Consider the following 23,041-nt stretch of genomic DNA (forward strand, 5'->3'; position numbering starts at 1 on the left):
GGCGAGGTTCAACACGCGATCTTTGCCTTGAAATAGGCGATGGTCTTTTCCAGGCCGGCTTCCAGCACCACCTTGGGCTCCCAGTTGTCGAGCAAGGCCTTGGCCTGGGCGATGTCGGGCTTCCTTTGCAAGGGGTCGTCGGCGGGCAGGGGCTTGTAGACGATCTCGGACTTGGCGCCGGTCATCTCGACCACCAGTTCGGCCAACTGGCGAATGGTCATCTCGCGCGGATTGCCCAGGTTGACCGGGCCGGTAATGTCGTCCGCCGTATTCATCAGGCGGATAAAACCCTCGATCAGGTCGTCGACGAAGCAGAACGAACGGGTCTGGCTGCCATCGCCGTAGAGCGTGATGGGGTGGCCCTGGAGCGCCTGCATGATGAAATTGGATACCACCCGGCCGTCGTCGGGGTGCATGCGCGGGCCATAGGTGTTGAAGATGCGGGCCACCTTGATGCGCAGGCTGTGCTGGCGCCAGTAATCGAAGAACAGCGTCTCGGCGCAGCGCTTGCCCTCGTCATAGCAGGCGCGCGGGCCGATGGGATTGACGTTGCCGCGATAGCTTTCCGGCTGGGGGTGCACATCCGGATCGCCATAGACCTCGGAGGTGGAGGACTGGAAGATCTTGGCGCCAACCCTTTTGGCCAGGCCCAGCATGTTGATGGCGCCGTGTACTGAGGTCTTGGTGGTCTGTACCGGGTCGCGCTGGTAGTGGATGGGCGACGCCGGACAGGCCAGATTGAAGATCTCGTCCACCTCCACGTAAAGGGGGAAGGTGACGTCGTGGCGCATCATCTCGAAATAGGGATTATCCAGCAGGTGCGCGATGTTGGCCTTGGTGCCGGTGAAGAAATTGTCGACGCACAGCACGTCGCAGCCTTCCGCCAGCAGCCGCTCGCAAAGGTGAGAGCCGAGGAACCCGGCTCCACCTGTGACCAGAACCCGCTTGCGATCGTACTTCATGGCACCCGTTCCCCCGCTTTCTGCGTCTCAAGTCTTCGTAGGCCAAAGATTTCCTGAATGCAAGCTACCCCAACCGGCCGATGCGCTCGAACTCGGCCGCCGCCTGATCCCAGCGCCACGATCGCTGTTTGACCAGACAGGCCAGATGCATGCGTCGCCACAGGTCGTCGTCGGTGAGCAGGCGGATGCCGGCCTCGGCGAAGGCGTCGTCGCCTCGCAGGCAATAGCCGGTCTCGTCCCCGATCACCCGCTCGCTCATGCAGGCGATGTCGCCCAGCACGGCGGGCACGCCCATGGCCTGGGCCTCGGCCACCGCCGAGCAGAAGGTCTCGCCGATATCGCCGCGATAGAGCAGGGCGCGGGCCTCGGCCAGTTCCCCCACCAGCCGGGTCTTGGGGACGGGGCCGCGCAGCACCACGCCCTGGCCGGCCATGGCGGCGGCCTTGTCCAGCACCGGGCCCATGCGGCCGGCCTTGGCGGCGCCCGCCGCGCCGTAGGTGGCGGTGCCGGCGAAGACGTGCAGCTCGGCGTTGGGCACGGCCGGGCGGATGCGCTTCTCCCAGATGTCCAGCAACCAGTCCAGGCCCCGCATGGGATTGGAGGTGAACACCACGCGGGGCCTTGGCGCCTCGGTACGCGGCGTGGCGTGGCAGAACAGGTCGGTCAGGCCATAGGGCACGATCTCGCGCCCACCGGCGAAGGCCCAGCCGGGGTAGGTGGAGGCGTGGCTGGCCCCCGAGAACACGATCACCGGGCGGCGCAGCGCCAGCTTCCATTGATAGCGCCACTTCAGGAGGTAACCGGCGGGGTTGTGAATCCAGAAGATGGTGCGCCGGGCCTCCGGGCACAGGCGGATCAGCCTGTCGCCGCGATTGGGGATGTAGAGGTCGGCGCCTTCGGGTACGCCCCGGGACAAAGGCCGCCAGGTGACGCCCCTGTGGACGCGCTCGGCCTCGCACTTGTTGCAGACCAGCACCTCGTGGCCGCGCGCGGCAAGCGCGTTGGCCATCTCGATGAACGAGGTCTCGGCCCCGCCCAAGGGCCGCTCCTCCAGGGTGGCGCCGTCGAAGACGATGCCGTCGTCGGTCATGACGATGCGGGCCATCGGCGCTATTCCTTTTCGTCCGCCTGCCGTCCGTGGCGGATGGACAGGATTTCAACCGAGCCCGCTTTCCGCCGGATGGTCAGCACATACGGGCCGACGACGAAATGACGCAAGCCAACGATGGGGCCGGGGCGCGCGATGTCGGGATGTTTCGCCAGCGTCCGGCGCGCCTCCTGGAACTGGGTAATCACGGTGGTTGCGGCGGCGGGATTGCGCTCGGCGAGATAGGTGATCTCGGCCATGAACCAGGCCCGTGCCTGTGCCGTGAAGGGAGCGAGCCTCGGCGACATCAGCAGGCTTTACGTTTGTGACGCTGTTCGGCCTGGCGGATGATCTCCTTGGCCTCGGCCATGACCTCGTCGAAGTCGAACATCTCGCCGCGATCAGCCGCGGCCAGTCCTTCAAGCTCGCGCAGTACGTCGGCACCCTCGGTCTCCAGGTATTGCTTCAGGGCGCGCAGCATCACCCACGAGCGATCGCGCTCCATGCCCTTGGCGATGGCATCGAAGGCTTCCACCAGCTCGGCGGGAACGCGCAGCGAAATCTGGGTCTTGGCGACAGGCTCGGTCATGGCGGCCTCCTGGGATGCAGCGTCATTCAGAGTATCACGCCGAATGACGGCGGCGCTATTCCTTCTCGTACTTGGCCTTGAAGTGGGACAGCAGGGGATAGAGCCCGGCGCAGATGGCGATGATCAGGCCGTAACCGCCTTCCCTGTAGCCGCCGCGCCGGACATAGCATTTGAAGAAGCGGCTGAACAGCCGGCGGATGTTGGACGCGGTGGAGCCCCAGGTCTCGCCCCGGTCACGCAGGTCGCGGGCCTTGGCGGTGGAATAGGAATCCAGCCGGCGGATCATGTCCGAGATGTTCTTGTCCACGTAATGGTTCAGCCGGTTGGCCAGCATGGGGCCTTTCCTGCCCTGCCAGACCAGCGAGGGATGAACGCGGTCGCGGCCCCAGGTCTTGGCGGACTTCCTGAACAGGCCGGGATAGGCGGCCTTGCCGTAGCTGGCGCCCCAGCCGTGCCGGACCAGCCGGTCGCCGATGTAATTGTCCACCGGGATCTCGTGCCAGTCGAAGGGCGTGGCGGCGATGACCCGGCGGATTTCCTCGGCCAAAGCCGGCGGCACGTGTTCGTCGGCATCCACCTCCAGCACCCAGTCGGTGTCGCAGGCGGCGATGCCGGTATTGCGGCGGTCGCCCTCCAGGTCCCAGCGCCCCTCGACGATGTGTGCCCCGAAGGCGAGCGCGATGTCCTTGGTGCCGTCGGTGCACTTGTCCAGCACCACCACCACCTTATCGGCGAAGCGCAGCTTGTCCAGACAGGCGGGCAGCCGCTTTTCCTCGTTACAGACCACGACCAGGGCCGTCAGCGTATTCATGATCCCACCCCCCGGAACCGGGGCAGCAGGCGCTTGCGGGCATGGGCTTGCGCCGTGCGGTAGACCTCCAGCGTCTGGCTCATGCGGTTGTCGAAGCGCATGTCCTTCTCGGCCATGGAACGGGCGGCGGCGGCCATGCGGGCGGTGGCCTCATGGTCGGTCATCACCAGGGCCATGGCATCGGCCAGCCGGGTCGGGTCGGCGGGCGGCACCAACAGGCCGGTCTGATGATCCAGCACGATCTCGGGCACGCCGCCCACATTGCTGGCCACCACCGGCTTGCCCACCGCGAAGGCCTGGACGGCGACGCGGGGCTGGGCCTCGGTCAGCGAGGGAATCACCACCGCGTCGCCCATCTGCATCAGTTCCGATACGTCGTCGCGGTAGCCGGTGAACCTGACCTGACCGGTCAGTCGGGATTGGCTCAACTGCGCGTGCAGGCCGCGCTCGTAATCGGCGCATTCGGCGGTGGCCGAGCCGACGACAGTCAGCGTGGGCGTCAGACCCTTGTCCCGCAGCAGGGCCAGGGCGGCCAGCAGATGGTCCTGGCCCTTGTCGGGACGGATCATGCCGACGCAGACCCAGGCGAAGGCATCGGCGGGAATGCTCAACTCCGCGCGTAGTTTGGCGCGGGTGGCGACCGGATCGGGCAGGTCGAAGAAGCGCTCGTCCGCCCAGCCGCCGATGGACACCGAGCGTCCGGCATCGGCCAGCCCGACGCCCAGCAATTGCTGCCGCGTGCATTCGGCCACGGTGATGATGTGGTCGGCGCCCAGCCGCCATTGCGCCCGGCGGATCATGCCGCCCTTCAGCGGCTGGTTGACGTGGCGCGAGCGCACCACCGCCACCAGATCGAGGCAGGCAGCGGCGGCCTTGGCGTCGCGGGTGACGTGGGTATCCACCACCTCGACCCGCTTTTCGATCAGCAGCCTGCGGAGGCTTCGCACCGTGGCCGGCTTCCACGGGCGGTCGAAGTCGAAATCCACCACCGGCAGGCCGGCGGCGGCGGCGCGCCTGTATGATTCGCCATCCGATGGCGAGGCCAGCCAGACGTCGTGGCCGTGGGCCTTCAGCCAGCGCACCTGCTCGATGGTGCGATGCTCCATGCCGCCCCAATTGCGTCCCGGAATGGTGTGGAGAATGCGCAAGGAAATCCCTCTCTCAGACCAGGATGAAGCGCCGCCACCACGCCTGGGGCGGCGGCGGCGGCAGGGTGACGCAGCCTAGGCGGCGGGCGGCGAGGCCCTCCAGCAGCAGGCGCAGCATGGTGATGGTGACGGCGGGTTTGAACTCGGCGCCCGGCCGCTCGTTGATGGGCTGGTCGTGCATCAGGAGGATGCCACCCGGAAGGCGCGGATCGGCCAGCAGGCGCTCCACATCCTTGCGGCACTCGGTCTCCACGTCCTCTGGTCCGGAGCAGCGGGTGGCGGTCATGTGGTCCTCGGTGCTGGGACCCCAATGGACCAGGGCGCAGCCGGGGCGCCATCGGGCCAGCGCCCGGTGGATGCGGGCCGAGCGCCGCCCGCCGTTATAGGGCAGGCGGACCAGATAGGGTTCCGGCGTCGGGCGGTGGACGGCCAGCAGCGCCTCGCAGCGCTCCATGTCGTCCAGCAGACGGGTGGTGGGCTCGCGGTCGAGGCGCACATGGTCCCAGCCATGGGCATAGACGGCGTGGCCGCGCCTCACCGTCTCGGCGATCAGGTCGCCGGCCGATACGGCGCGGCAGCCGCTCATGAAGAAGGTGGCCTTGGCCCCGAAGCGGTCCAGCAGGTCGAGCAGGGCGGGCGTGGTGTCGGGCATGGGGGCGTCGTCGATGGTGATCGCCACGACCGACGGATCGGCCAGTTGCCGCACCATGGGCCGCCAAGCTCCCAGTGACCAGGAAATCCGCAATCGCTTTCCACCCGTTTGTTGTGGCTTGGGAAGTATCAGGAATCGGCCTTTTCGAACAGCCCGATGATGGTGGCGTCCCAGATGTCGGGGCCATAGGCCAGGCAGCGGTCCAGCACGAAGTGCAGCGCCGCCTGGGTGAGGCGGCGCAGGCCGGTTCCCCGTGTGCCGCCGATCACCTCGCGGCAGGCGAAGCCGGTGGCGGCCGCCAGTTCCTCCATGCGTCCCCTGGTAATGGGGGTGACGTGGTCGAAGGTGTCGAACTGCATCTTCAGGCCCCAGGGCGAGGCGCAATTGGGCGAGCGCATCACCACCTTGCCGCCGGGCCTCAGGACCCGGGCCAGGGATCGCATCAGCTCGGTCAAGGCTGCTTCGGGCAGGTGCTCGGCCACGTCGAACAGGGCGATGCGGTCGAAGCGCGGCCCGTCCAGGCCGGCCAGATAATCGCGGCCGTCCACCAGCCGGATGTCGAAGCCCACCAGGTCGTCCAGCACCGGCGCAAGGCCGGTGTCGCTGTCCAGGCCGACCACGTCGGTGAAGCCGCGTTTTTTGAGATAGCGCAGGAAAATGCCGGTGCCGCAGCCGATTTCCAGCACGCTCATGGCGGGCGTGGCGCCGGACAGGTGCAGGAATTCGCGGTCGAACTGGGCGAGATGCTTCTTCTTGATCCGTGGCCGCTCGGTGCGGGCGGCGGAATAGACATCGATCGCCTTGGTCACGGGGCGGCCTTTCGCAGGGAGGCCTGGCGGCAATGGCGTTTGAGGTCCTTGGCGCCGCCGCCCTCGGCCACGACGCGGGCCAGTCCGTCCGGGTCCTGGGCGATCAGGCCGGAACTGACCTCGATTCCATAGGTGAACAGGCGGTCGGTCAGCGGCGCTCCCGGTCCCACCAGGGCCACCCGGGCGAAGCGGGCCAGACGCAGCAGGCCGGGAGCCGAGCGGTTGGCCAGCGTCGAGGCGGTGATGATCGCGGCTTCCGCGGCGGGCAGCAGCCACTCGGCGGCCTGTTCCGGGTACTGGCCGGCGGCCGGCTTGCGGTCGATGACCTTGGCGCCGGGCAGGCGGTCGTGAATGCCGGGAAAGGCGCCGACCACCACGGTGCCGCCACCCTTGGCCCCAAAGCTTTCCAGGCCGTTGCCGCCGGGAAGCTGGAGGTCAAAGCGGTTGTAATGGGCGTTGCAGGCGGCCATGCCCAGCGCCTGATCGAAGGGATCGGTGGAATGGACCAGTCGGGCCAGGGCCTTGAGCCCGGCCTGGGCTCGCTTGCCGGCGTTGGACGCGGCGGCGCAGCCCGGCGTGCCGCGTTCCGGCGTCTGGGCGAGGCCGATGCCGGCGGCGGTCTCCACCATGGTCCAGTTGAGCCCGACCACCACCCGCGTGACGGCGGTGTCCTCGACCCCGTTGGCGAGATCGGCGTAAAGCCGTCCCGGCCCCCACCAGCGCCACAGCGCCGCCAGACTGGGGGCGATCAGCTCGGTCTGGCCGCCGGTGAACGCGGTCCATTCCTCGATCAGCACGCCGGGCACCGCGGTCAGCACCGGCACGCCCTCGGCCACGGCCGACAGCATGTCACCGGCCAGTCCCTCGCCCTCCATCTCGGATTTGGAGAACTTGTTGATGAACAGCAGCTCGGCGCGGGTCTCGATGGCGCGGCGCACGGCGCCCGACGCCTCGGCCAGGGCCTGGGAATCCAGGATGCAGGCCTTGGACGCCTTGCCCAGGCTTTGGCCGATGGACAGCTTCCGCCCCGTGTCGATCTCGGTCACCGTCATGTCGGTCTTGCGCCCCGTCTCGTCGCGCAGCGTGTCCTGCAGCAGCCCGCCCAGGCGGAAGCCGCGCGCCGCCAGTTGGGCGGCGAATTGGGCCAGCAAGGCCTCGGGCGGCTTACCCGGCGGATAGATGACCGCGCCGATGGCGGGTTGGCTGGGTTGCGTGCCGGGGATCATGGGGAGGCTCCTGTTTTTTGTACCTTTTGCCGGCGTCTTGACCAACGCCAAGACTCGTTTTTGACCGGTGCAGCATATATATCATTACAACAAGCCCCCGCCGAGGGGCATGGAGGATGCGTCATGATCGATCCGTTTGGACGCAAGGTCAGCTATCTGCGGGTGTCGGTGACGGACCGCTGCGATCTGCGCTGCGTCTACTGCATGGCCGAGGACATGCATTTCCTGCCCAAGGCCGACATCCTGTCGCTGGAGGAGCTGGAGCGGCTGTGCGGCGCCTTCGTGCGCTCCGGCGTGCGCAAGCTGCGCCTCACCGGCGGCGAGCCCCTGGTCCGGCGCAACATCATGAGCCTGATCACCAATCTGGGCCGGCTGGTCAAGTCCGGCGAGCTGGACGAGCTGACGCTGACCACCAACGCCACCCAGCTGGCCAAGCACGCCGACGGCCTGGCGGCGGCCGGGGTCCGGCGGCTCAACGTCTCGCTGGACAGCCTGGACCCGGTCAAGTTCGAGGCCATCACCCGCTGGGGCAAGCTGGATCAGGTCTTGGAAGGCATCATGGCGGCCAAGGCGGCCGGGCTGGCGGTCAAGATCAACACCGTGGCGCTGAAGGACGGCGACGGGGGCAACGAGGACGAGCACGAGCATCTGGTGGAATGGTGCGGCAAGCACGGCTTCGACATCACCTTCATCGAAACCATGCCCATGGGCGACATCCATTCCGACCGCACCGAGCAGTACCTGCCGCTGTCCCTGGTGCGTAAGCGCCTGGAGCACCGTTTCACGCTTTCCGACATCGACTACCGCACCGGCGGCCCGGCCCGCTATGTGCGGGTGGCCGAGACCGGCGGGCGCATCGGCTTCATCACCCCCATGACCCATAATTTCTGCGAAAGCTGCAACCGGGTGCGGGTGACCTGCACCGGCACGCTGTATATGTGTCTGGGCCAGGAGGACGCCGCCGATCTGCGCACCCCCTTGCGGGCCAGCGAGGGCGACCAGTTGCTGGAAGCGGCCATCACCGAGGCCATCGCCAGGAAGCCCAAGGGCCACGATTTCATCATCGATCGCGACGCCAAGCCCGCCGTGGGCCGCCACATGAGCGTCACCGGCGGCTGATGCCGGTCCGTTCGGCCAGGGCGCGGACTTGGGCCACCTCGTCCGCGTGGGTTTCGACGTAGCGGGCACGCTCGTCCCGGATGCGGCCGATCACCGTTTCCACGGTGTCCGGGGAGAGGCGGGTGCCGAACGAGTCGTCGCCCTTGCCCGCGATCATCCGCTCGAGGATCAGGTCGCCCGCCGCCTTGGTGAAATGCGAGCCGTCCCAGTACCAGCGCATGCGGTTATCGGGCGAGTGGGGGATGTCCTCGGTGGTAATGGGGTTGGCGCCGCTGAAATCCCATAGTTCCACCGGCTTGCGCCGGTTGACGTTGGCCATCTCGACGGTAAGGGCCAGATCGCGTTTCCACTGCTCCCAGGCCGGCATCAGCCCGGCGGCGGCCTTGGCCTCCAGCACCTTGGCGTGGGCGGGGGTGACGAACAGCATCACCCGGGTCTTGCCGTTATCGAAGGCGGAAAGCAGGCGGTTCAAATCCTCCATGCGCTCGGGAGCGTAGTGGAAGCCGGCATAGGTCTTGCCCGACGTGGTTGGAGCCAGTTGGGCGCGCAGCACGCCGTCCATCTCGGCCCGGTGATCGAAGGTCTTCTTGCGCGCCCCGATGTCGTAGGTGCCGTCCTTGGCGAAGGACTGGCGCAGGTGGCGCACCGAGCTGAACAGTACCCAGCCGGAATCGTCGAAGGCCTGCAAGGACAGCAGCCGGCGGGCATAGACCGGCCAGGGCGAGGCCCCGGCGAAGCCCGAGCGGTTGAAATCGCCGCTGGTCCACACCTGCTCGCCGAACATCAGCAGGTCGAGGCCCACCACCACCAGTTCCGGGGATTGGTGGCGGGCGGCGTACTCCGCCGCGCGGGCCAGCTCGGCGATATTGGTGTCGGACAGCGAGGCGTTGAAGGCGAACGCGCCGCCCAGGGCGGGCGATTGCGGGTCGAGGCCCATCTCGCCGCGCGAGGTGCCGTAGAGCAGCGCGTCGAACCTGGTATGGCCCAGGATCAGCGCCTTGTTGACCCGGCCGCCGTCGCGCCGCAGCGTCTTCTGGTCGTTGAGGCCCTTGATGTCGCCCCAGCGGAAGCTGGCATAGGGGTCGACGGCGAAGTTGAACAGGGCGCCGAGCGCCAGCAGCGCCATCACCCCGCCCGCCAGGGTGAGGAGGAAACGCCGGTTGCTGATGGCTGCGGGCTGGCTCATGTCAGAACTGGTAGTAAAGGAATTCGCTGGTCCGCCACAGGGTCATGACGGAACAGGCCAGCAGGACGGCCAGGGCCCAGGCCCAGCCGCTGGTGGGGCGCCAGATCAGGCGCTCCGGGCGCTCCACCGGGGCGAGGCCCGGCTCGGTGGCGGCCATGATCTGCTGGCTGTTGGGGGCCAGGGCGCACACCGCCAGCAGGGCCAGCGACAGGACCAGCCCGTCCCAGGCCACCTTGACCTCGCCGCCGGTCAGACCGCTCAGGCCCGCCATGCCCTTCAGCACGATCAGCGCGGTGGCGAAATCGGGGGCGCGGAAGAACACCCAGGCGACGACCACCAGCCCCTGGGTCAGCAGCCAGCCGGCGACGATCTCCCGCCGGCCCGGCTCGGCGGGGCGCAGCGCCCGCCACGCGTGGTTGCCCACCAGCATGGCGCCGTGCAGGCAGCCCCAGGCCATGAAGGTCCAGGCGGCGCCGTGCCACAGCCCGCCCAGCGCCATGACGATCATCAGGTTGGCGTGGCGCCGCAGCGGGCCGCAACGCCCGCCGCCCAGGGGGAAATAGAGGTAGTCGCGCAGGAAGCGCGACAGGGTCATGTGCCAGCGCCGCCAGAACTCGATGATGCTGGTGGCCTTGTAGGGCGAGTTGAAGTTGACCGGCAGGTCGATGCCGAACAGGCGGGCCAGACCCACCGCCATGTCGGAATAGCCCGAGAAGTCGAAATAGATCTGCACCGTATAGGCCAGGGCCGAGGTCCAGGCGGCCAGCAGGTTCAATTCCTGGCCGGACGCCGCGGCGCCGAAACCCGGCGCTACGTAAGACGCCACCCAATCGGCGATCACCGCTTTCTTGAACAGGCCGATGGCGAACAGCGACAGGCCGGCGACCAGATTCTCCCCCGTGGCGCATTGCCGCCGGGGCTGGCGGAACTGCGGCATCATCTCCTTGTGGTGGATGATGGGCCCGGCGATCAGGTGGGGAAAGAAGGTGACGAACAGGGTGTAGCTGAGCACGTCGCCGTCCTGGGCCAGCTTGCGCCGCACGTCCACCAGATAGGCGATCTGGGTGAAGGTGAAGAACGACACGCCCAAGGGCAGGTCCAGCCCCTTGGCCTCGATCATCAGGCCCAGCAGTGGCGCCACCTGCTCGGCGAAGAAGCGCTCGTACTTGAAGATGCCGAGAAAGGCCAGATTGGCGGTCACGCCAAGGGCCAGCACGGCACCGCCCCATGGCGTCCCGCGGGTCCGGGCGATGGCCTGCCCGAACAGGAAGTTGGCCACGATGGAAACGGCCAGCGGCCAGGCATAGGCCGGGTTCCACCAGGCGTAGAAGACGATGGAGGCCAGCGTCAGGAACGCCATGGCCGGGCGCCACCCCATCCGCCGGGCACCCAGGAACCCGGCCAGGGCCAGGGGCAGGAAACCGAACAGGAAGGGTGCCGAATTGAACAGCATCAGGCAGGGGCGCCGGAGGCCCGTCCGGCGATGAAGGCGCTGGCGAGGGAGGCGGGGCGGTTCTGTTCGGCCTTTTGTCGCCAGGCTCCGCGATGAGCCGGAATCCGCGCGCCCATGGGACCTCGGAATTGGGATTGACCTTTATGCCGCCATCGCGGCAAATCGACTGGCGGAAAAACCGCACGGTTTGGATAGCAAATTCCCTCTTCCCACGCAACCCGACCGTCCTGGCATGGAGCGCTGTGCAGAAGTGATCGTCGACAGCATCGAGAGCCTCGTCAAAGCCAAGCATCGCCGCGATCTGGACGTGGTCGAGGTGCGGACGGCGCGCTTCAGGTGCCCGGGACCTGATCCGGCGCCCCTTGCGGGCTCTGTCGGCCTGGGGGCGGTATGTGGGCAAGCGTATGCAAGAGGAACGGTGATGCCGGGTCCGAGGCCGTCATGATTTTTTCCTCCATCGCCTTCGTCGCCGCCGAGACCGAGGCCGCCAAGGCGGCGCTGTCGCGGCTGGAAAGCCGCTACCCGCACGTGCCGCCCGAGGAGGCGGACCTGATCATCGCCCTGGGCGGCGACGGCTTCATGCTGGAGATGCTGCATCGCTTCGTGGCGCGCCGGGTGCCCATCTACGGCATGAACCGGGGCAGCGTCGGTTTCCTGATGAATGTGTTTCGCGAGCATGGGCTGATCGAGCGGCTGTCCAAGGCGGAACAGGTGGTCCTGCACCCCCTGCGCATGCGGGCGCGCACCGCCTCGGGCGAGGAGATCGAGGCGCTGGCCATCAACGAGGTATCGCTGCTGCGCGAAACCCGTCAGGCGGCCAAGCTGCGCATCCGCATAGACGGCAAGATCCGCATGGAAGAGCTGATCTGCGACGGCATCTTGCTGTCCACCCCGGCCGGCAGCACCGCCTACAACCTGTCGGCCCACGGGCCGATCATCCCGCTGGGGGCCGGCATCGCGGCGCTGACCCCCATTTCCGCCTTCCGGCCCCGGCGCTGGCGCGGTGCCCTGCTGCCCCACACCGCCAAGGTGGTGTTCGAGATTCTGGAGGGCGGCAAGCGCCCGGTCAGCGCCGTGGCCGATTCCACCGAGGCCCGCGACGTGGTCGAGGTGGAAGTGCGCGAGGACCGTTCCTGCGACCTGGTCCTGCTGTTCGATCCCGAGCACAATCTGGAGGAGCGCATCATCACCGAGCAGTTCCTGCCGTGATGATGCGGCTGGCCGCCTGGGGGATCGCTCTCGGGCTCGGCGTGGCGGGGGGTGGGCTGTTCGCCGCCCTGAACCTGCCGCTGCCGTGGATGCTGGGGGCGCTGACCGCCGTCACCTCGGCGTCGCTGAGCGGCTGGCGGCCGGAAATCCCCTCCCAACTGCGCGGCGGGATGATCGCGGTGCTCGGCCTGATGCTGGGCAGCGCCTTTTCCCCCGCCCTGCTGGAGCGTATCGGACGGTGGAGCGATTCCCTGCTGGTCCTGATGCTGGCCACCATCGTCAGCGGCCTGCTGGTCACCCTCTATCTGCGGCGCTATTCCGGCATGAACCGGATCACCGCCTTTTTCGCCGCGGCGCCGGGCGGCATCAACGAGATGGTGATGACCGGCGGCGCGCTGGGCGGCGACGAGCGCACCATCGCGCTGTCCCATTCCTTGCGCATCCTGCTGGTCGTCTTCACTGTGCCGTTCGGCTACCGGCTGATCGCCCATGTCCATTCGGTGCCCATGGCCGAGAGCATGGGGCGGCTGGCCGATCTGGGCGGCATGGACGCCCTGGTCATGCTCGGCTCGGCGGTGGTGGGGGCGGGCGTGGCGCGGCTGGCCCGTCTGCCGGCCTGGATGCTGACCGGTCCCATGCTGGCCAGCGCCGGGCTGCATCTGGCAGGACTGACCGCCTATCGTCCACCGGCCGAACTGGTGGTGCTGGCCCAGGTGGTGACCGGCGCGGCCATCGGCTGCCGCTTCCGCGGCCTGTCGTGGCGGGAAATGGCGGCGATGGCCCGTCCGGCGGTGGGGGCCACCTTCATCATGCTGGTGCTGTCGGCGGGCGCCGCCGGCCTGCTGGCGGCGGGAAGCGATCTGCCCTTCGGGGTGCTGCTGCTGGCCTTCGTGCCCGGCGGCATCGCCGAGATGTGTCTGGTGGCGTTGGCGCTGGGTCAGGACGTGGCCTTCGTCTCCACCCACCACGTGGTCAGGGTGGTGCTGGTGATCATGGTGGCGCCGCCCATCTTCAAGCTGATCGAGCGAAGGGAGAACCGCTCATGAGGGTGATCGAGTCCCGGGACCTGACGGCGCTGAGCGCCCAGGCCGCCCAATTGCCCCGGCGGCGGCTCAACATCAACCTGCACGCCGATTCCGCCGATTCCGTCCAGCGCATGGTGATCGCCTTCGAGCCGGAGGCCTATATCCGCCCCCATCGCCATTCGCTGCAGTTCGAGACCTTCGTCCTGCTGCGTGGCCGGGGCAGCCTGCTGTCCTTCGCCGGCGACGGAATCGTGGATCAGCGGATCGAACTGGCCGAGGATGGGGCGCGGGTGGTGGAGATTCCGGCCGGCATCTGGCATTCCCTGGTGTCGCAGGCCCCGGGGACCCTGGTGGTGGAGGTCAAGCCCGGCCCCTACCGGCCCACCGCCGAATCCGATTTCGCCGCCTGGGCGCCACCCGAGGGGCACGCGGATGCCGGAGCCTGCCGCGACTGGATGAGATCGTGCTCCGTCGGCGATCGGTTCGGCTCCCAAAAGTAGATTTTTGCAGTGCAGCAAAGCACGACTTGTAACTGTCACAAGCCGTCAAGGCATTCTACTTCCCATCACAGGAATCTATGCCATACTCCTTATGTCCACTGCACTCCGATAGATCGGGTCACTTCGACGCGACTGCGGCAGTAAGTGTGGGATAGACAAGTTAAGGAGGGGTCGATGAAGAAGTGGATTGCTTCGACTGTCGTCGCTTTGGCGGCTCTGTTCGCGTTCGGCAACGAAGCCCGCGCCGAGGGTGGGGTGGTGCTGGGTGTGCTGACCTGCAGCAAGACGGGGACCGGAACCACCTATGTGGTCCATTCCAGCACTCCGGTCGCCTGCGAGTATAACGGCGTCGGCGGGCCGCAGAAGTATACCGGCACCAGCGGCATCCTGTTCGGCATCGATCTCGAGATCGAGCAGATGGCCGGCATGGGCTATCTGGTGATCGGCGGCACCGCGACCGACAAGGACAGCCTCGCCGGCTATTACGTCGGCGCCAAGGCGTCGTTGACTCTCGGCCTGGGCCTTGCCGCGCAGGCCGGTCTGGCCGGTGTCGGCAACGATATCGTCCTGGTTCCGGTCGGCCTGGGCGGCCAGATCGGCATCGGCGCCACCGCCGGTATCGCCTACGCGAACCTGAAGGGCAGCAAGTAAGCTCCTTCACCGCGTTCGGATCGGGGGCGGAACGGGAAACCGTTCCGCCCTTATCCGTTTACGGCCATTGCTTGGGGGGGCTGTGGCCGGGATAGGGGAATGCGGGACCCCAGGGACAACGGCGGTTCAGCCTCTAAGGCGGGCCAGGATTTCTTCGGCGAAGAGGGACAGGGTGTCGTCCCTGGCGCCCATCACCACGATGCGGTCGCCGGGCCGGGCCATGTCCACCAGGGCGTCGCCGCAGGCGGAGCGTTCGCCCAGGGCCAGGGCGTGGCGGCCCCGCGCGGCGATGGCTTCGGCGAGATGGGCGCTGGTCACCGAGCGGTCCACCGTGCCGCCGAAATAGGCCGGATCGGGCATGATCAGCACGTCATCGGCTCCCAGCTTCTCGGCGAAGCAGGCGACGAACTCATCCTTCATCAGGCGCAGCGGCCCGAAGCCGTGGGGCTGGAACATCACCAGCAGGCGGCCCGGCCAGTCGTGCAGGGTGGCGAGCGTGGCGGCGATCTTGTCGGGATTGTGGGCGAAGTCGTCGATCACCGTCACACCGCCCCTGGTACCCACGGTTTCCAGGCGGCGGCGCACGCCGAAAAACTCGCCCAGCGCGGCGGCGGCGTCGTCCAGGCTCAGTCCGGCGGCGCGGGCGGCGGCCAGGGCGGCCAGGGCGTTGGCGACGTTGTGGCGGCCGGGCACCCGCAGCCTGACCGCCACGGCTCCGCCGCCCTTCTCCCGCACCGCAAAGCCGATGCCGTCGGGGGCGGGGGCGATGTCTCCGGCCAGCAGATCGGCGCGGGCGTCGCTCAGGCTGTAGGTCGTCAGACGGTCGGCGGGCAGGGTGGCGGCCAGGGCCGCCGTCTCGCCGTTGTCCAGGTTGAGCACCGCCATCCGTGCCTTGGCGGTGAACGCGGCGAACAGCCGGCGCAGTTCATCCATGGATTTGTGATCGAGCGCGATGTTGTTCACCAGCGCCACATGGGGGGTGTAATTGGCGATGGAGCCGTCGCTTTCGTCCACCTCGGCGACGAAGGCCGGACCATCGCCCACCAGGGCGCTGGAGAACGGCGAATCGGGGCGGACGAAGTTCTTCATCACCGCGCCGTTCATCACCGTGGGGCGGTGGCCGCAACGCTCCAGAATCCAGCCCAGCATGCCGGTGGTGGTGGACTTGCCGCTGGTGCCGGCGACGCCGATGGACAGCCGGGCGCCGTTGAACAAGCGGGCCAGCAATTGCGGCCGGGTGAGCATGGGGGCACCCAGGGCACGGGCCGCCACCACGTCGGGAACGGTGTCCTCCACCGCCGCCGAGGTCACCAGCACCTGGGCCGGATCGGTGATGCCGCTGCCGTCCTGGGGGAACAGGCCGATACCCAGCGAGCGCAGATATTCGAACTTGGGGGCCAGGCGCCCCTGGTCCAGCGACCGGTCGGACCCGGCCACGCGGTGGCCTCGGGCGTGGACGATCAGCGCCAAAGGCAGCATGCCGCTGCCGCCGATGCCGCAGAAGAAATAGGGGGTGTCGTGCTCCATGGCCGGAGGCTACAATCCGCCGCTCCGGTGGGCAAGAGAATCGGCGGCAAGGGGATCGGCGGACATGGCTGAGGGCAGGACCAGGATCGGCATCGTCGCGCCGGGCTCGGCCATCGAGCGCGATGTGGCCGAGCGGGTCATGGCCCTGGCCGCCCGCCTGTATCCCGATGGCCGGGTCGAACTGGTCTTTCACCCCCAATGCTTCGAGACCTGGGGCCATTTCGCCGGAAGCGACGAGGTTCGTCTCGCCGCCCTGGCCCAATTCGCCAATGACGACAGCCTGGACGCCATCTGGTTCGCGCGCGGCGGCTATGGCGCCTGCCGGCTGATCGAGGGATTGCTGCCGCTGCTGGGCGAGGGCGCCCGGCACAAGACCTATATGGGCTATTCCGATGCCGGTTCGCTGCTCGGCACCTTGTACGGGCGGGGCTTCACCCGCCTCGCCCATGGCCCCATGCCGGTGGACATCATCCGGGCGGGCGGCGAGGCGGCGGTGGCCCGCGCCCTTGCCTTCCTGGTGGAGCGCCGGCCCGAGGCGCTGGAGCCGTCCCTGTCCCTTGAGGTGCCGTCGGCCGCCTTCAACCTCACCATCCTCTGCCATCTGCTGGGCACGCCCTGGCTGCCCGATCTGGCGGGGCACGTGCTGATGGTCGAGGAGGTGTCAGAATACATGTACCGCATCGACCGCGACCTGTTCCAGCTGACCGGCAACCCGGCGCTGCGCCGGGTGGCGGGGTTGAAGCTGGGGCGCTGCTCCGACATTCCGCCCAACCGCCCCGATTTCGGGCAGGGCGAGGAGGAGGTGGCGCGCTCCTGGTGCCGGCGGACCGGCATCGCCTATCTGGGCCGCGCCGATATCGGCCACGACGTCGGCAACAAGGTGGTGCCGTTCGGCCTTTGGCGGGTCTGACATCCCTCATTTTCTGCATCATAGTGCAGGTCCGGGCTAGCCAATCCGGAACGACCGTGCTTCACTGAGGGTCGGGCAACTGGGATTCGGGTACGGGAAACATGGTCGAACAGGCGGAATTCGCCGTTCTCGCCAGACGGCTGGGCGATCGGGTCAAACGCTTTCGCGCCCGGCGCGGCATGTCGCGCAAGGACCTGTCGTGCCACGCCGGCATTTCCGAGCGTTACCTCGCCCAGCTCGAGGGCGGGCAGGCCAATGTCAGCGTCAACATCCTGTGGCTGCTGGCCCAGGCCATGGACACCCCCATCACCGAGATGATCGAGCCGGAAGCCGAGGCCAGCCACCCGGATTTGCCCCTGGCCAAGAAATTTCTCGACCAGTTGACTCCGGAGCAGCAATCCGAGGCCTATGTCCTGCTGCGCCAGAACTTCAAACGCGGCCTGAAGCTCAAGCGCCGGGTGGCGCTGATCGGCCTCAGGGGCGCCGGCAAGACCACGCTGGGCAAGGCGGTGGCCGAACGCTTCGGCGCTCCCTTTCTGCGCATCACCTCGGTGATCGAGCAGATCGCCGGCATGGACATGACCGAGATTCTGCTGTCCATGGGCCAGAAAGGCTATCGCAAGCTGGAATACACCGCTTTGGAAAACACGGTGGAGAACCAGCCGTCCATGGTGCTGGAGGCGGGTGGTTCCCTGGTCTCGGAGCCCCGCACCTTCGAGTTGCTGCTGCAGTCCTGCTTCACCGTCTGGGTCCAGGCGACGCCGGAGGAGCACATGCGGCGCGTCATGGGCCAGGGCGATCTGCGCCCCATCGCCGGCCAGCAGATGGCCGCCATGGAGGATTTGCGCACCATCCTGGATGCGCGGCGCCACCTCTATGGACGGGCCGACGCGGTGCTCAACACCTCGGGCCGGGCCATCGAGGACAGCATCGAGGAACTCTCCCGCCTGTGCGCCCCGCATCTGGGGCTGTGAATTCCCGACGATATGCACTATAGTGCAGGGCATGAGCGCCGCACCCCGTACTCACCGCCGTCTCGGTCCCGCCGCCGCCTCGTCCGCTTCCGTGGCCGAGGTTGTCGCGCTGCTGCCCGAGGATTTCCGCCGCCGCGACCTGCTGATCGAGAACCTGCACGCCTTGCAGGACCGGTTCGGCGGCCTGTTCCGCCGTCACCTCGCCGCCCTGGCCGAGGAGATGCGTCTGGCGCCGGCCGAAATCCAGGAGGTGGCCACCTTCTACGCTCATTTCCGCCTGCTGGGCGACGGCGAGGCGGCGCCCAAGGCCGTGGTGCGGCGCTGCACCGGCCCGGCCTGCGCCATGCGCCCGCTGGACCTGGGGTCCCTGCCCGAGGGCGTGGTGGTCGAGGATGCGCCCTGCATGGGCCTGTGCGACCACGCCCCCGCCGTGCTGGCCGGCAAGGTGCCGGTGCGTGCGGCCGATGGCGCCAAGGTGGCGGAGACCCTCGTCTCCGCCGGGTGCGAGATCGTGCCGCCGGGTTACGATTATCCCATTCTCGCCCGCTGCCTGTCGGGGGAACTGCCGCGCGACGAGGTGTTGGCCGAGATCGACGCAGCCGGCCTGCGCGGCATGGGGGGCGCCGGTTTCCCCACGTCGCGCAAGTGGCGCACCGTGGCGGCGCAAGCCGGGCCGCGTCTGGTGGTGGTCAACGCCGACGAGGGCGAGCCCGGCACCTTCAAGGACCGCTGGTTCCTGGAAACCAACGCGGCCCGCGTGCTGGAAGGCGCCCTGATCGCCGCCTGGGCGGTGGAGGCCGACGAGGTCTATCTCTATCTCCGCGACGAGTATGCGGACCTGCATAAGATGCTGGCCGGCATGGTCAAGGACCTGCCCGGTTCGGTTCCCGTCCATCTGCGCCGGGGAGCCGGAGCCTATGTGTGCGGCGAGGAATCGGCGCTGATCGAAAGCCTGGAGGGCAAGCGCGGCCTGCCACGCCAGCGCCCGCCCTATGTGGCCGAAGTCGGGCTGTTCGGCCGCCCCACCCTGGTCAACAACGTCGAGACCCTCTATTGGGTCAGCCGCATCCTGGCCGAGGGGGCGGAACTGTTCGCCTCCGAGGGACGCAACGGACACAAGGGTCTGCGCACCTATTCCGTCTCGGGTCGGGTCAAGGCGCCGGGCGTCAAGATCGCCCCCAACGGCATCACCATCACCGAGCTGATCGATGAATTCTGCGGCGGCATGGAGGACGGCCATATCCTGGCCGCCTATCTGCCGGGCGGCGCCTCCGGCGGCTTCCTGCCCGCCCATATCCGGCCGCCGCTGGCTTTCGGCGCTATCGAGGAGCATGGCGGCTTCATCGGCTCGGCGGCGGTGGTGGTCTTCTCCCAGGCCGACGACCTGCGGGCGGCGGCGCTGGACCTCGCCCGCTTCTTCGCGCACGAAAGCTGCGGCCAGTGCACGCCTTGCCGGGTGGGCACCGCCAAGTCGGTGGATCTGCTGGCCAAGCCCGCCTGGGATGGCGAATTGCTGGGCGATCTGGCGAGCGTGATGCGCGACGCCTCCATCTGCGGCCTGGGGCAGGCGGCGCCCAATGTGTGGCAAAGCCTGTTCAGGCACTTTCCCGAGGTGGTGAAATGACGGCCCCGTTTGTGGTGCGGGTGGACCTTTTCACCACCAAGACACCAAGGACACCAAGAGAGCGGGGCGCTCGGCCACACCGCGTCCACCCTGAAGGAAAGCTTGGTGTCCTTGGTGTCTTGGTGGTCGTTTCATCGTATGAACCGATGAAAGAGGCCAAGGGAGGCCGGGTACCATGATCCGCTTCACCCTGGACGGACAAGAGGTCGAGGCCGCCGACGGCGAGACCATCTGGCAGGTCTCCAAGCGCCAGGGGCGGACGCTGCCCCATCTCTGCCACACCGATCGTTCCGGCTTCGAGCCCGAGGGCAACTGCCGGGCCTGCGTGGTGGAGATCAAGGGCGAGCGGGCCCTGGCCGCCTCGTGCCGGCGGCGTCCCACCTCCGGCATGGTGGTCGACACCCAGGGCGGACGGACCGACAAGGCGCGCCGGCTGGTGTTCGAATTGTTGCTGGCCGACCACGCCTCGCCCGATCCCGACTCGGCCTTCCTGGGCTGGGCCAGGGCGGTGGGAGTGGAACGGAGTCGTTTCGCCCCCGGCGCCGCGCCATCGGCACCCGACCGCTCCCACCCCGCCATGGCGGTGCGGCTCGACGCCTGCATCCACTGCACGCTGTGCCTCAGGGCCTGCCGCGCGGTGCAGGTCAACGACGTCATCGGCATGAGCGGGCGCGGAGCCGACAGCCGCATCACCTTCGACTTCGATGATTCCATGGGGGCCAGTTCCTGCGTCGGCTGCGGCGAATGCGTCCAGGCCTGTCCCACCGGCGCGCTGCTGCCCGCCGCCGGGCCGGTCGAGGCGGAGCGCAAGGTGGACAGCCTGTGTCCCTATTGCGGCGTCGGCTGTCAGGTCACCTATCACGTGCGGGGCGACGAGATCGTCGCGGCCACGGGGCGCGACGGAGCGGCCAATCACGAGCGGCTGTGCGTCAAGGGCCGTTTCGGCTTCGACTATTCCCGCCATCCCCAGCGCCTGACGGTGCCGCTGATCCGCAAGGAGGGGGCGCCCAAGGAACTGATCGACCCGGCCGATCCCTTCAGCCATTTCCGTCCCGCCTCCTGGGACGAGGCGCTGGATTTCGCCGCCGCCGGGTTGAAGCGCCAGCTTCCCGCCGCGCTGGCCGGTCTGGGCTCGGCCAAGGGCTCCAACGAGGAGGCCTATCTGTTCCAGAAGCTGGTGCGCACCGGCTTCGGGTCCAACAACGTGGATCACTGCACGCGGCTGTGCCACGCCTCCTCGGTGGCGGCTCTGCTGGAAGGCATCGGCTCGGGCGCCGTCACCGCGCCGGTGGCCGAGATCGCCAACGCCGAGGTGATCATCCTGATCGGCGCCAATCCGTCGGCCAATCATCCGGTGGCGGCCAGCTTCATCAAGAACGCGGTGAAGCGGGGCGCCCAACTGGTGATCCTCGATCCCAGGGGGCAGGCGCTGACCCGCTTCGCCAGCCATCATCTCAAGTTCAACAACGGCACCGACGTGGCGCTGCTGAACGCCATGCTGCACGTCATCGTCGCCGAGGAGCTTTACGACAAGGCCTTCGTGGCGTCGCGCACCACCGGCTTTCCAGAGCTGGCCCTGCACCTCGCGGCCTATTCCCCCGAAGCCATGGCCCCGGTCTGCGGCATCGAGGCGGGCACCATCCGGGCGGTGGCGCGTCTGTTCGCCCGCGCCGGCTCGGCCATGATCCTGTGGGGCATGGGGGTGTCGCAGCACAGCCACGGCACCGACAATTCCCGCTGCCTGATCGCCCTGGCCATGTTGTGCGGCCAGGTGGGAAAGAAGGGCAGCGGCCTGCATCCGCTGCGCGGACAGAACAACGTTCAGGGCGCTTCCGATGCCGGGCTGATCCCCATGATGCTGCCCGATTACGGCCGTGTCGGGCTGGAGGCGGCGCGGGGACGTTTCGAATCCGGCTGGGGCATGGGGCTTGACCCCGTTCCCGGCCTCACCGTGGTGGAGATGATGACCGCCGCCCTGGCCGGCACCATCCGCGCCATGTACATCGAGGGCGAGAACCCCGCCATGTCCGACCCCGATCTCGCCCATGCCCGCACGGCGCTGGCCGGGCTGGAGCATCTGGTGGTCCAGGACATCTTCCTGACCGAGACCGCCATGCTGGCCGACGTGGTGCTGCCGGCCTCCGCCTTCTTCGAAAAGACCGGCACCTTCACCAACACCGACCGCCACGTGCAGATGGGCCGGCAGGTGCTTGACCCGCCGGGCGAGGCGCGCTCCGATCTGTGGATCATCATGGAGATGGCGCGGCGCCTGGGCCTGGGGTGGAGCTATGACGGTCCCAAGGCGGTGTTCGACGAGATGGGCTCGCTGATGGGCTCGCTGGCCGGCATCACCTGGGAGCGCCTGGAGGCCGAGGGCGGCATCACCACTCCGGCGGGCAAGGCCATCCTGTTCGATGACGGCTTTCCCACCGAGACCGGTAAGGCGCGGCTGGTGCCGGCCGGCGGCCTTGCCCCGGCGGAAAGCCCCGATGCCGACTATCCTTTCCTGCTGTCCACCGGCCGGGTGCTCGAGCACTGGCATACCGGCTCCATGACAAGGCGGTCCCAGGTGCTCGATACCCTGCAGGGTGTGCCGGCGGTCAATATCAGCCCGGTCGACATGGCTCGCCTGGGGCTGGCCGAAGGCGCCATGGTGCGGCTGGAAAGCCGGCGCGGCGATCTCCAGGCGGTGGCGGCGGCGGATTCCCGCCTGTCACCCGGCGCCCTGTTCATGCCGTTCTGCTTCACCGAGGCGGCGGCCAACCTGCTGACCAATCCGGCGCTCGACCCGGTGGCCAAGATTCCCGAACTGAAGGTCTCCGCCGTTCGGTTGTCGCCTTGCCCCGAATAGGCGCGGCTTTCAGCCGTTCATCGACACGGATGATGGTGTGGACGGCCCCTGCTCACCGGCATCGAAGTGCCCTAACGTGGTCGTTTCTGAGACGCCACAAAGAGGGGGCCGCCCATGAGCGAGATTATCAGGATTGCGATCGACCTGTCGAAGGGCGCGTTTGCGCTGCACGGGGTGAATGCGGATGAAGAAGCGGTTTTGTGCCGTCAGTTGAAGCGCGGCCAGGTTCTCGGCTTTTTCACCAAGCTGTCGCCGTGCCTGGTGGGGATGGAGGCGTGCGCCTCGGCCCATTACTGGGCGCGGGAGATCGGGGCGCTGGGCCACGAGGTGGTACTGGTCCCGCCGGCCTATGTGAAGCCGTACGTCAAGCGCGGCCGCAAGAACGACGCCAATGACGCCGCTGCCATTTGCGAAGCGATGGCGCGGCGCTCTGTCCCCCGGGTGCCGGTCAAGACGCCCGAGCAGCAGGCGGTGCTGATGCTTCATCGTGCCCGCAAGATGCTGGTGGGCCAGCGCACCATGCTCGCCAATGCGGTGCGGGCGCATCTGGCCGAGTTCGGCATCGTCGCGCCGTGCGGCGACAAAGCGCTCGACGGCCAGATCGCCGGCATCCACGGCAAGAGCGATCAGGCTTTGCCGCAATTGGCGCGCGAGGCGCTGGGCATGCTGGCGGCACAGTTGCGCGATGCCGAGGCCAAGATCGATGCGCTCGAGCACGAAGTCCTGGC

At 68.0% G+C, this 23,041-nt stretch carries 22 protein-coding genes; 10 read left to right on the forward strand and 12 right to left on the reverse strand.

Annotation, left to right across the window (positions count from 1 at the left end; all coding sequences use genetic code 11):
* Positions 1 to 8: 8 nt before the first annotated feature.
* The 9 genes from CP958_RS11085 to CP958_RS11125 form a co-directional block, all read right to left on the reverse strand.
* Entirely contained in the window at positions 9 to 962 is a 954-nt protein-coding gene (locus tag CP958_RS11085; protein ID WP_096702012.1) for a UDP-glucuronic acid decarboxylase family protein, read from the reverse strand.
* Positions 963 to 1,026: 64 nt separating this feature from the next.
* Positions 1,027 to 2,067: a glycosyltransferase gene (locus tag CP958_RS11090; protein ID WP_096702013.1), complete on the reverse strand. Its 1,041-nt coding sequence runs from the start codon at positions 2,065 to 2,067 to the stop codon at positions 1,027 to 1,029.
* Positions 2,068 to 2,072: 5 nt separating this feature from the next.
* Positions 2,073 to 2,357, reverse strand: coding sequence for a type II toxin-antitoxin system RelE/ParE family toxin (locus CP958_RS11095; protein WP_096702014.1), 285 nt, complete (start codon positions 2,355 to 2,357; stop codon positions 2,073 to 2,075).
* Positions 2,357 to 2,638 (reverse strand): ribbon-helix-helix protein, CopG family, encoded by a 282-nt coding sequence (locus CP958_RS11100; protein ID WP_242442843.1) that lies wholly within the window; start codon positions 2,636 to 2,638, stop codon positions 2,357 to 2,359. The genes CP958_RS11095 and CP958_RS11100 overlap by 1 nt, the downstream gene beginning before the upstream one ends.
* A gap of 55 nt (positions 2,639 to 2,693) precedes the next feature.
* Complete coding sequence (locus CP958_RS11105) at positions 2,694 to 3,449, reverse strand: glycosyltransferase family 2 protein (RefSeq protein ID WP_096702016.1); 756 nt, start codon at positions 3,447 to 3,449, stop codon at positions 2,694 to 2,696.
* Entirely contained in the window at positions 3,446 to 4,597 is a 1,152-nt protein-coding gene (locus CP958_RS11110; RefSeq protein ID WP_096702017.1) for a glycosyltransferase family 4 protein, read from the reverse strand. Before CP958_RS11110 ends, CP958_RS11105 begins: the two co-directional genes overlap by 4 nt.
* Positions 4,598 to 4,610: 13 nt before the next feature.
* Complete coding sequence (locus tag CP958_RS11115; RefSeq protein WP_096702018.1) at positions 4,611 to 5,306, reverse strand: polysaccharide deacetylase family protein; 696 nt, start codon at positions 5,304 to 5,306, stop codon at positions 4,611 to 4,613.
* Between the two features lie 71 nt (positions 5,307 to 5,377).
* A complete protein-coding gene (locus CP958_RS11120) occupies positions 5,378 to 6,058 on the reverse strand; it encodes a class I SAM-dependent methyltransferase (RefSeq protein ID WP_096702019.1) in 681 nt (226 codons plus the stop codon).
* Complete coding sequence (locus CP958_RS11125; protein ID WP_096702020.1) at positions 6,055 to 7,284, reverse strand: DUF2478 domain-containing protein; 1,230 nt, start codon at positions 7,282 to 7,284, stop codon at positions 6,055 to 6,057. Before CP958_RS11125 ends, CP958_RS11120 begins: the two co-directional genes overlap by 4 nt.
* A gap of 123 nt (positions 7,285 to 7,407) precedes the next feature.
* Between CP958_RS11125 and moaA the strand changes: the two genes are divergently transcribed.
* Complete coding sequence (moaA, locus tag CP958_RS11130; protein WP_096702021.1) at positions 7,408 to 8,403, forward strand: GTP 3',8-cyclase MoaA; 996 nt, start codon at positions 7,408 to 7,410, stop codon at positions 8,401 to 8,403.
* On the opposite strand, the gene CP958_RS11135 is transcribed toward moaA, so the two are convergent.
* Positions 8,390 to 9,589, reverse strand: a complete 1,200-nt coding sequence (locus tag CP958_RS11135) for a hypothetical protein (protein ID WP_096702022.1) — start codon at positions 9,587 to 9,589, stop codon at positions 8,390 to 8,392. The genes moaA and CP958_RS11135 overlap by 14 nt on opposite strands.
* 1 nt (position 9,590) lies before the next feature.
* Positions 9,591 to 11,042 carry an MBOAT family protein gene (locus tag CP958_RS11140; protein ID WP_096702023.1) on the reverse strand — a complete coding sequence of 484 codons (1,452 nt, stop codon included), beginning with the start codon at positions 11,040 to 11,042 and terminating at the stop codon, positions 9,591 to 9,593.
* A gap of 441 nt (positions 11,043 to 11,483) precedes the next feature.
* Here CP958_RS11140 and CP958_RS11145 point away from each other — a divergent pair, with 441 nt between their 5' ends.
* The 4 genes from CP958_RS11145 to CP958_RS11160 all read left to right on the forward strand — a co-directional run bounded on the left by CP958_RS11145 (position 11,484) and on the right by CP958_RS11160 (position 14,427).
* A complete protein-coding gene (locus tag CP958_RS11145; protein ID WP_096702024.1) occupies positions 11,484 to 12,251 on the forward strand; it encodes an NAD kinase in 768 nt (255 codons plus the stop codon).
* Positions 12,251 to 13,297 (forward strand): AbrB family transcriptional regulator, encoded by a 1,047-nt coding sequence (locus CP958_RS11150; protein WP_096702025.1) that lies wholly within the window; start codon positions 12,251 to 12,253, stop codon positions 13,295 to 13,297. Before CP958_RS11145 ends, CP958_RS11150 begins: the two co-directional genes overlap by 1 nt.
* Positions 13,294 to 13,776, forward strand: coding sequence for a WbuC family cupin fold metalloprotein (locus CP958_RS11155; protein ID WP_096702026.1), 483 nt, complete (start codon positions 13,294 to 13,296; stop codon positions 13,774 to 13,776). Before CP958_RS11150 ends, CP958_RS11155 begins: the two co-directional genes overlap by 4 nt.
* A 174-nt stretch (positions 13,777 to 13,950) precedes the next feature.
* Positions 13,951 to 14,427, forward strand: coding sequence for a DUF992 domain-containing protein (locus tag CP958_RS11160; RefSeq protein WP_096702027.1), 477 nt, complete (start codon positions 13,951 to 13,953; stop codon positions 14,425 to 14,427).
* A gap of 126 nt (positions 14,428 to 14,553) precedes the next feature.
* Here CP958_RS11160 and CP958_RS11165 read toward each other — a convergent pair whose 3' ends face one another.
* Positions 14,554 to 15,954: a Mur ligase family protein gene (locus tag CP958_RS11165; protein ID WP_096702028.1), complete on the reverse strand. Its 1,401-nt coding sequence runs from the start codon at positions 15,952 to 15,954 to the stop codon at positions 14,554 to 14,556.
* 64 nt (positions 15,955 to 16,018) lie between these two features.
* On the opposite strand from CP958_RS11165, the gene CP958_RS11170 reads away from it, so the two are divergent.
* The 5 genes from CP958_RS11170 to CP958_RS11190 all read left to right on the forward strand — a co-directional run.
* A complete protein-coding gene (locus CP958_RS11170) occupies positions 16,019 to 16,864 on the forward strand; it encodes an LD-carboxypeptidase (protein WP_096702029.1) in 846 nt (281 codons plus the stop codon).
* A gap of 101 nt (positions 16,865 to 16,965) precedes the next feature.
* Positions 16,966 to 17,838, forward strand: coding sequence for a helix-turn-helix transcriptional regulator (locus tag CP958_RS11175; RefSeq protein ID WP_096702030.1), 873 nt, complete (start codon positions 16,966 to 16,968; stop codon positions 17,836 to 17,838).
* A gap of 31 nt (positions 17,839 to 17,869) precedes the next feature.
* A complete protein-coding gene (locus CP958_RS11180) occupies positions 17,870 to 19,462 on the forward strand; it encodes an NADH-ubiquinone oxidoreductase-F iron-sulfur binding region domain-containing protein (protein ID WP_096702031.1) in 1,593 nt (530 codons plus the stop codon).
* Positions 19,463 to 19,637: 175 nt separating this feature from the next.
* Positions 19,638 to 22,313 (forward strand): formate dehydrogenase subunit alpha, encoded by a 2,676-nt coding sequence (gene fdhF / locus CP958_RS11185; RefSeq protein ID WP_096702032.1) that lies wholly within the window; start codon positions 19,638 to 19,640, stop codon positions 22,311 to 22,313.
* A 114-nt stretch (positions 22,314 to 22,427) separates the two neighbouring features.
* The coding region (locus tag CP958_RS11190) for an IS110 family transposase (protein WP_141400487.1) at positions 22,428 to 23,041 on the forward strand (614 nt) is incomplete at its 3' end.

The organism is Magnetospirillum sp. 15-1, assembly GCF_900184795.1.
Classification (GTDB): Bacteria; Pseudomonadota; Alphaproteobacteria; order Rhodospirillales; family Magnetospirillaceae; genus Phaeospirillum.

Coding starts and splice junctions, on each gene's coding strand:
- CP958_RS11105 (WP_096702016.1), bottom strand. CDS start 3,449: ATGAATACGCTGACGGCCCTGGTCGTGGTCTGTAACGAGGAAAAGCGG.
- CP958_RS11155 (WP_096702026.1), top strand. CDS start 13,294: ATGAGGGTGATCGAGTCCCGGGACCTGACGGCGCTGAGCGCCCAGGCC.
- CP958_RS11125 (WP_096702020.1), bottom strand. CDS start 7,284: ATGATCCCCGGCACGCAACCCAGCCAACCCGCCATCGGCGCGGTCATC.
- CP958_RS11135 (WP_096702022.1), bottom strand. CDS start 9,589: ATGAGCCAGCCCGCAGCCATCAGCAACCGGCGTTTCCTCCTCACCCTG.
- CP958_RS11175 (WP_096702030.1), top strand. CDS start 16,966: ATGGTCGAACAGGCGGAATTCGCCGTTCTCGCCAGACGGCTGGGCGAT.
- CP958_RS11170 (WP_096702029.1), top strand. CDS start 16,019: ATGGCTGAGGGCAGGACCAGGATCGGCATCGTCGCGCCGGGCTCGGCC.
- moaA (WP_096702021.1), top strand. CDS start 7,408: ATGATCGATCCGTTTGGACGCAAGGTCAGCTATCTGCGGGTGTCGGTG.
- CP958_RS11115 (WP_096702018.1), bottom strand. CDS start 5,306: ATGGTGCGGCAACTGGCCGATCCGTCGGTCGTGGCGATCACCATCGAC.
- CP958_RS11165 (WP_096702028.1), bottom strand. CDS start 15,954: ATGGAGCACGACACCCCCTATTTCTTCTGCGGCATCGGCGGCAGCGGC.
- CP958_RS11095 (WP_096702014.1), bottom strand. CDS start 2,357: ATGTCGCCGAGGCTCGCTCCCTTCACGGCACAGGCACGGGCCTGGTTC.
- CP958_RS11085 (WP_096702012.1), bottom strand. CDS start 962: ATGAAGTACGATCGCAAGCGGGTTCTGGTCACAGGTGGAGCCGGGTTC.
- CP958_RS11100 (WP_242442843.1), bottom strand. CDS start 2,638: ATGACCGAGCCTGTCGCCAAGACCCAGATTTCGCTGCGCGTTCCCGCC.
- CP958_RS11090 (WP_096702013.1), bottom strand. CDS start 2,067: ATGGCCCGCATCGTCATGACCGACGACGGCATCGTCTTCGACGGCGCC.
- CP958_RS11150 (WP_096702025.1), top strand. CDS start 12,251: ATGATGCGGCTGGCCGCCTGGGGGATCGCTCTCGGGCTCGGCGTGGCG.
- CP958_RS11180 (WP_096702031.1), top strand. CDS start 17,870: ATGAGCGCCGCACCCCGTACTCACCGCCGTCTCGGTCCCGCCGCCGCC.
- CP958_RS11140 (WP_096702023.1), bottom strand. CDS start 11,042: ATGCTGTTCAATTCGGCACCCTTCCTGTTCGGTTTCCTGCCCCTGGCC.
- CP958_RS11145 (WP_096702024.1), top strand. CDS start 11,484: ATGATTTTTTCCTCCATCGCCTTCGTCGCCGCCGAGACCGAGGCCGCC.
- CP958_RS11160 (WP_096702027.1), top strand. CDS start 13,951: ATGAAGAAGTGGATTGCTTCGACTGTCGTCGCTTTGGCGGCTCTGTTC.
- fdhF (WP_096702032.1), top strand. CDS start 19,638: ATGATCCGCTTCACCCTGGACGGACAAGAGGTCGAGGCCGCCGACGGC.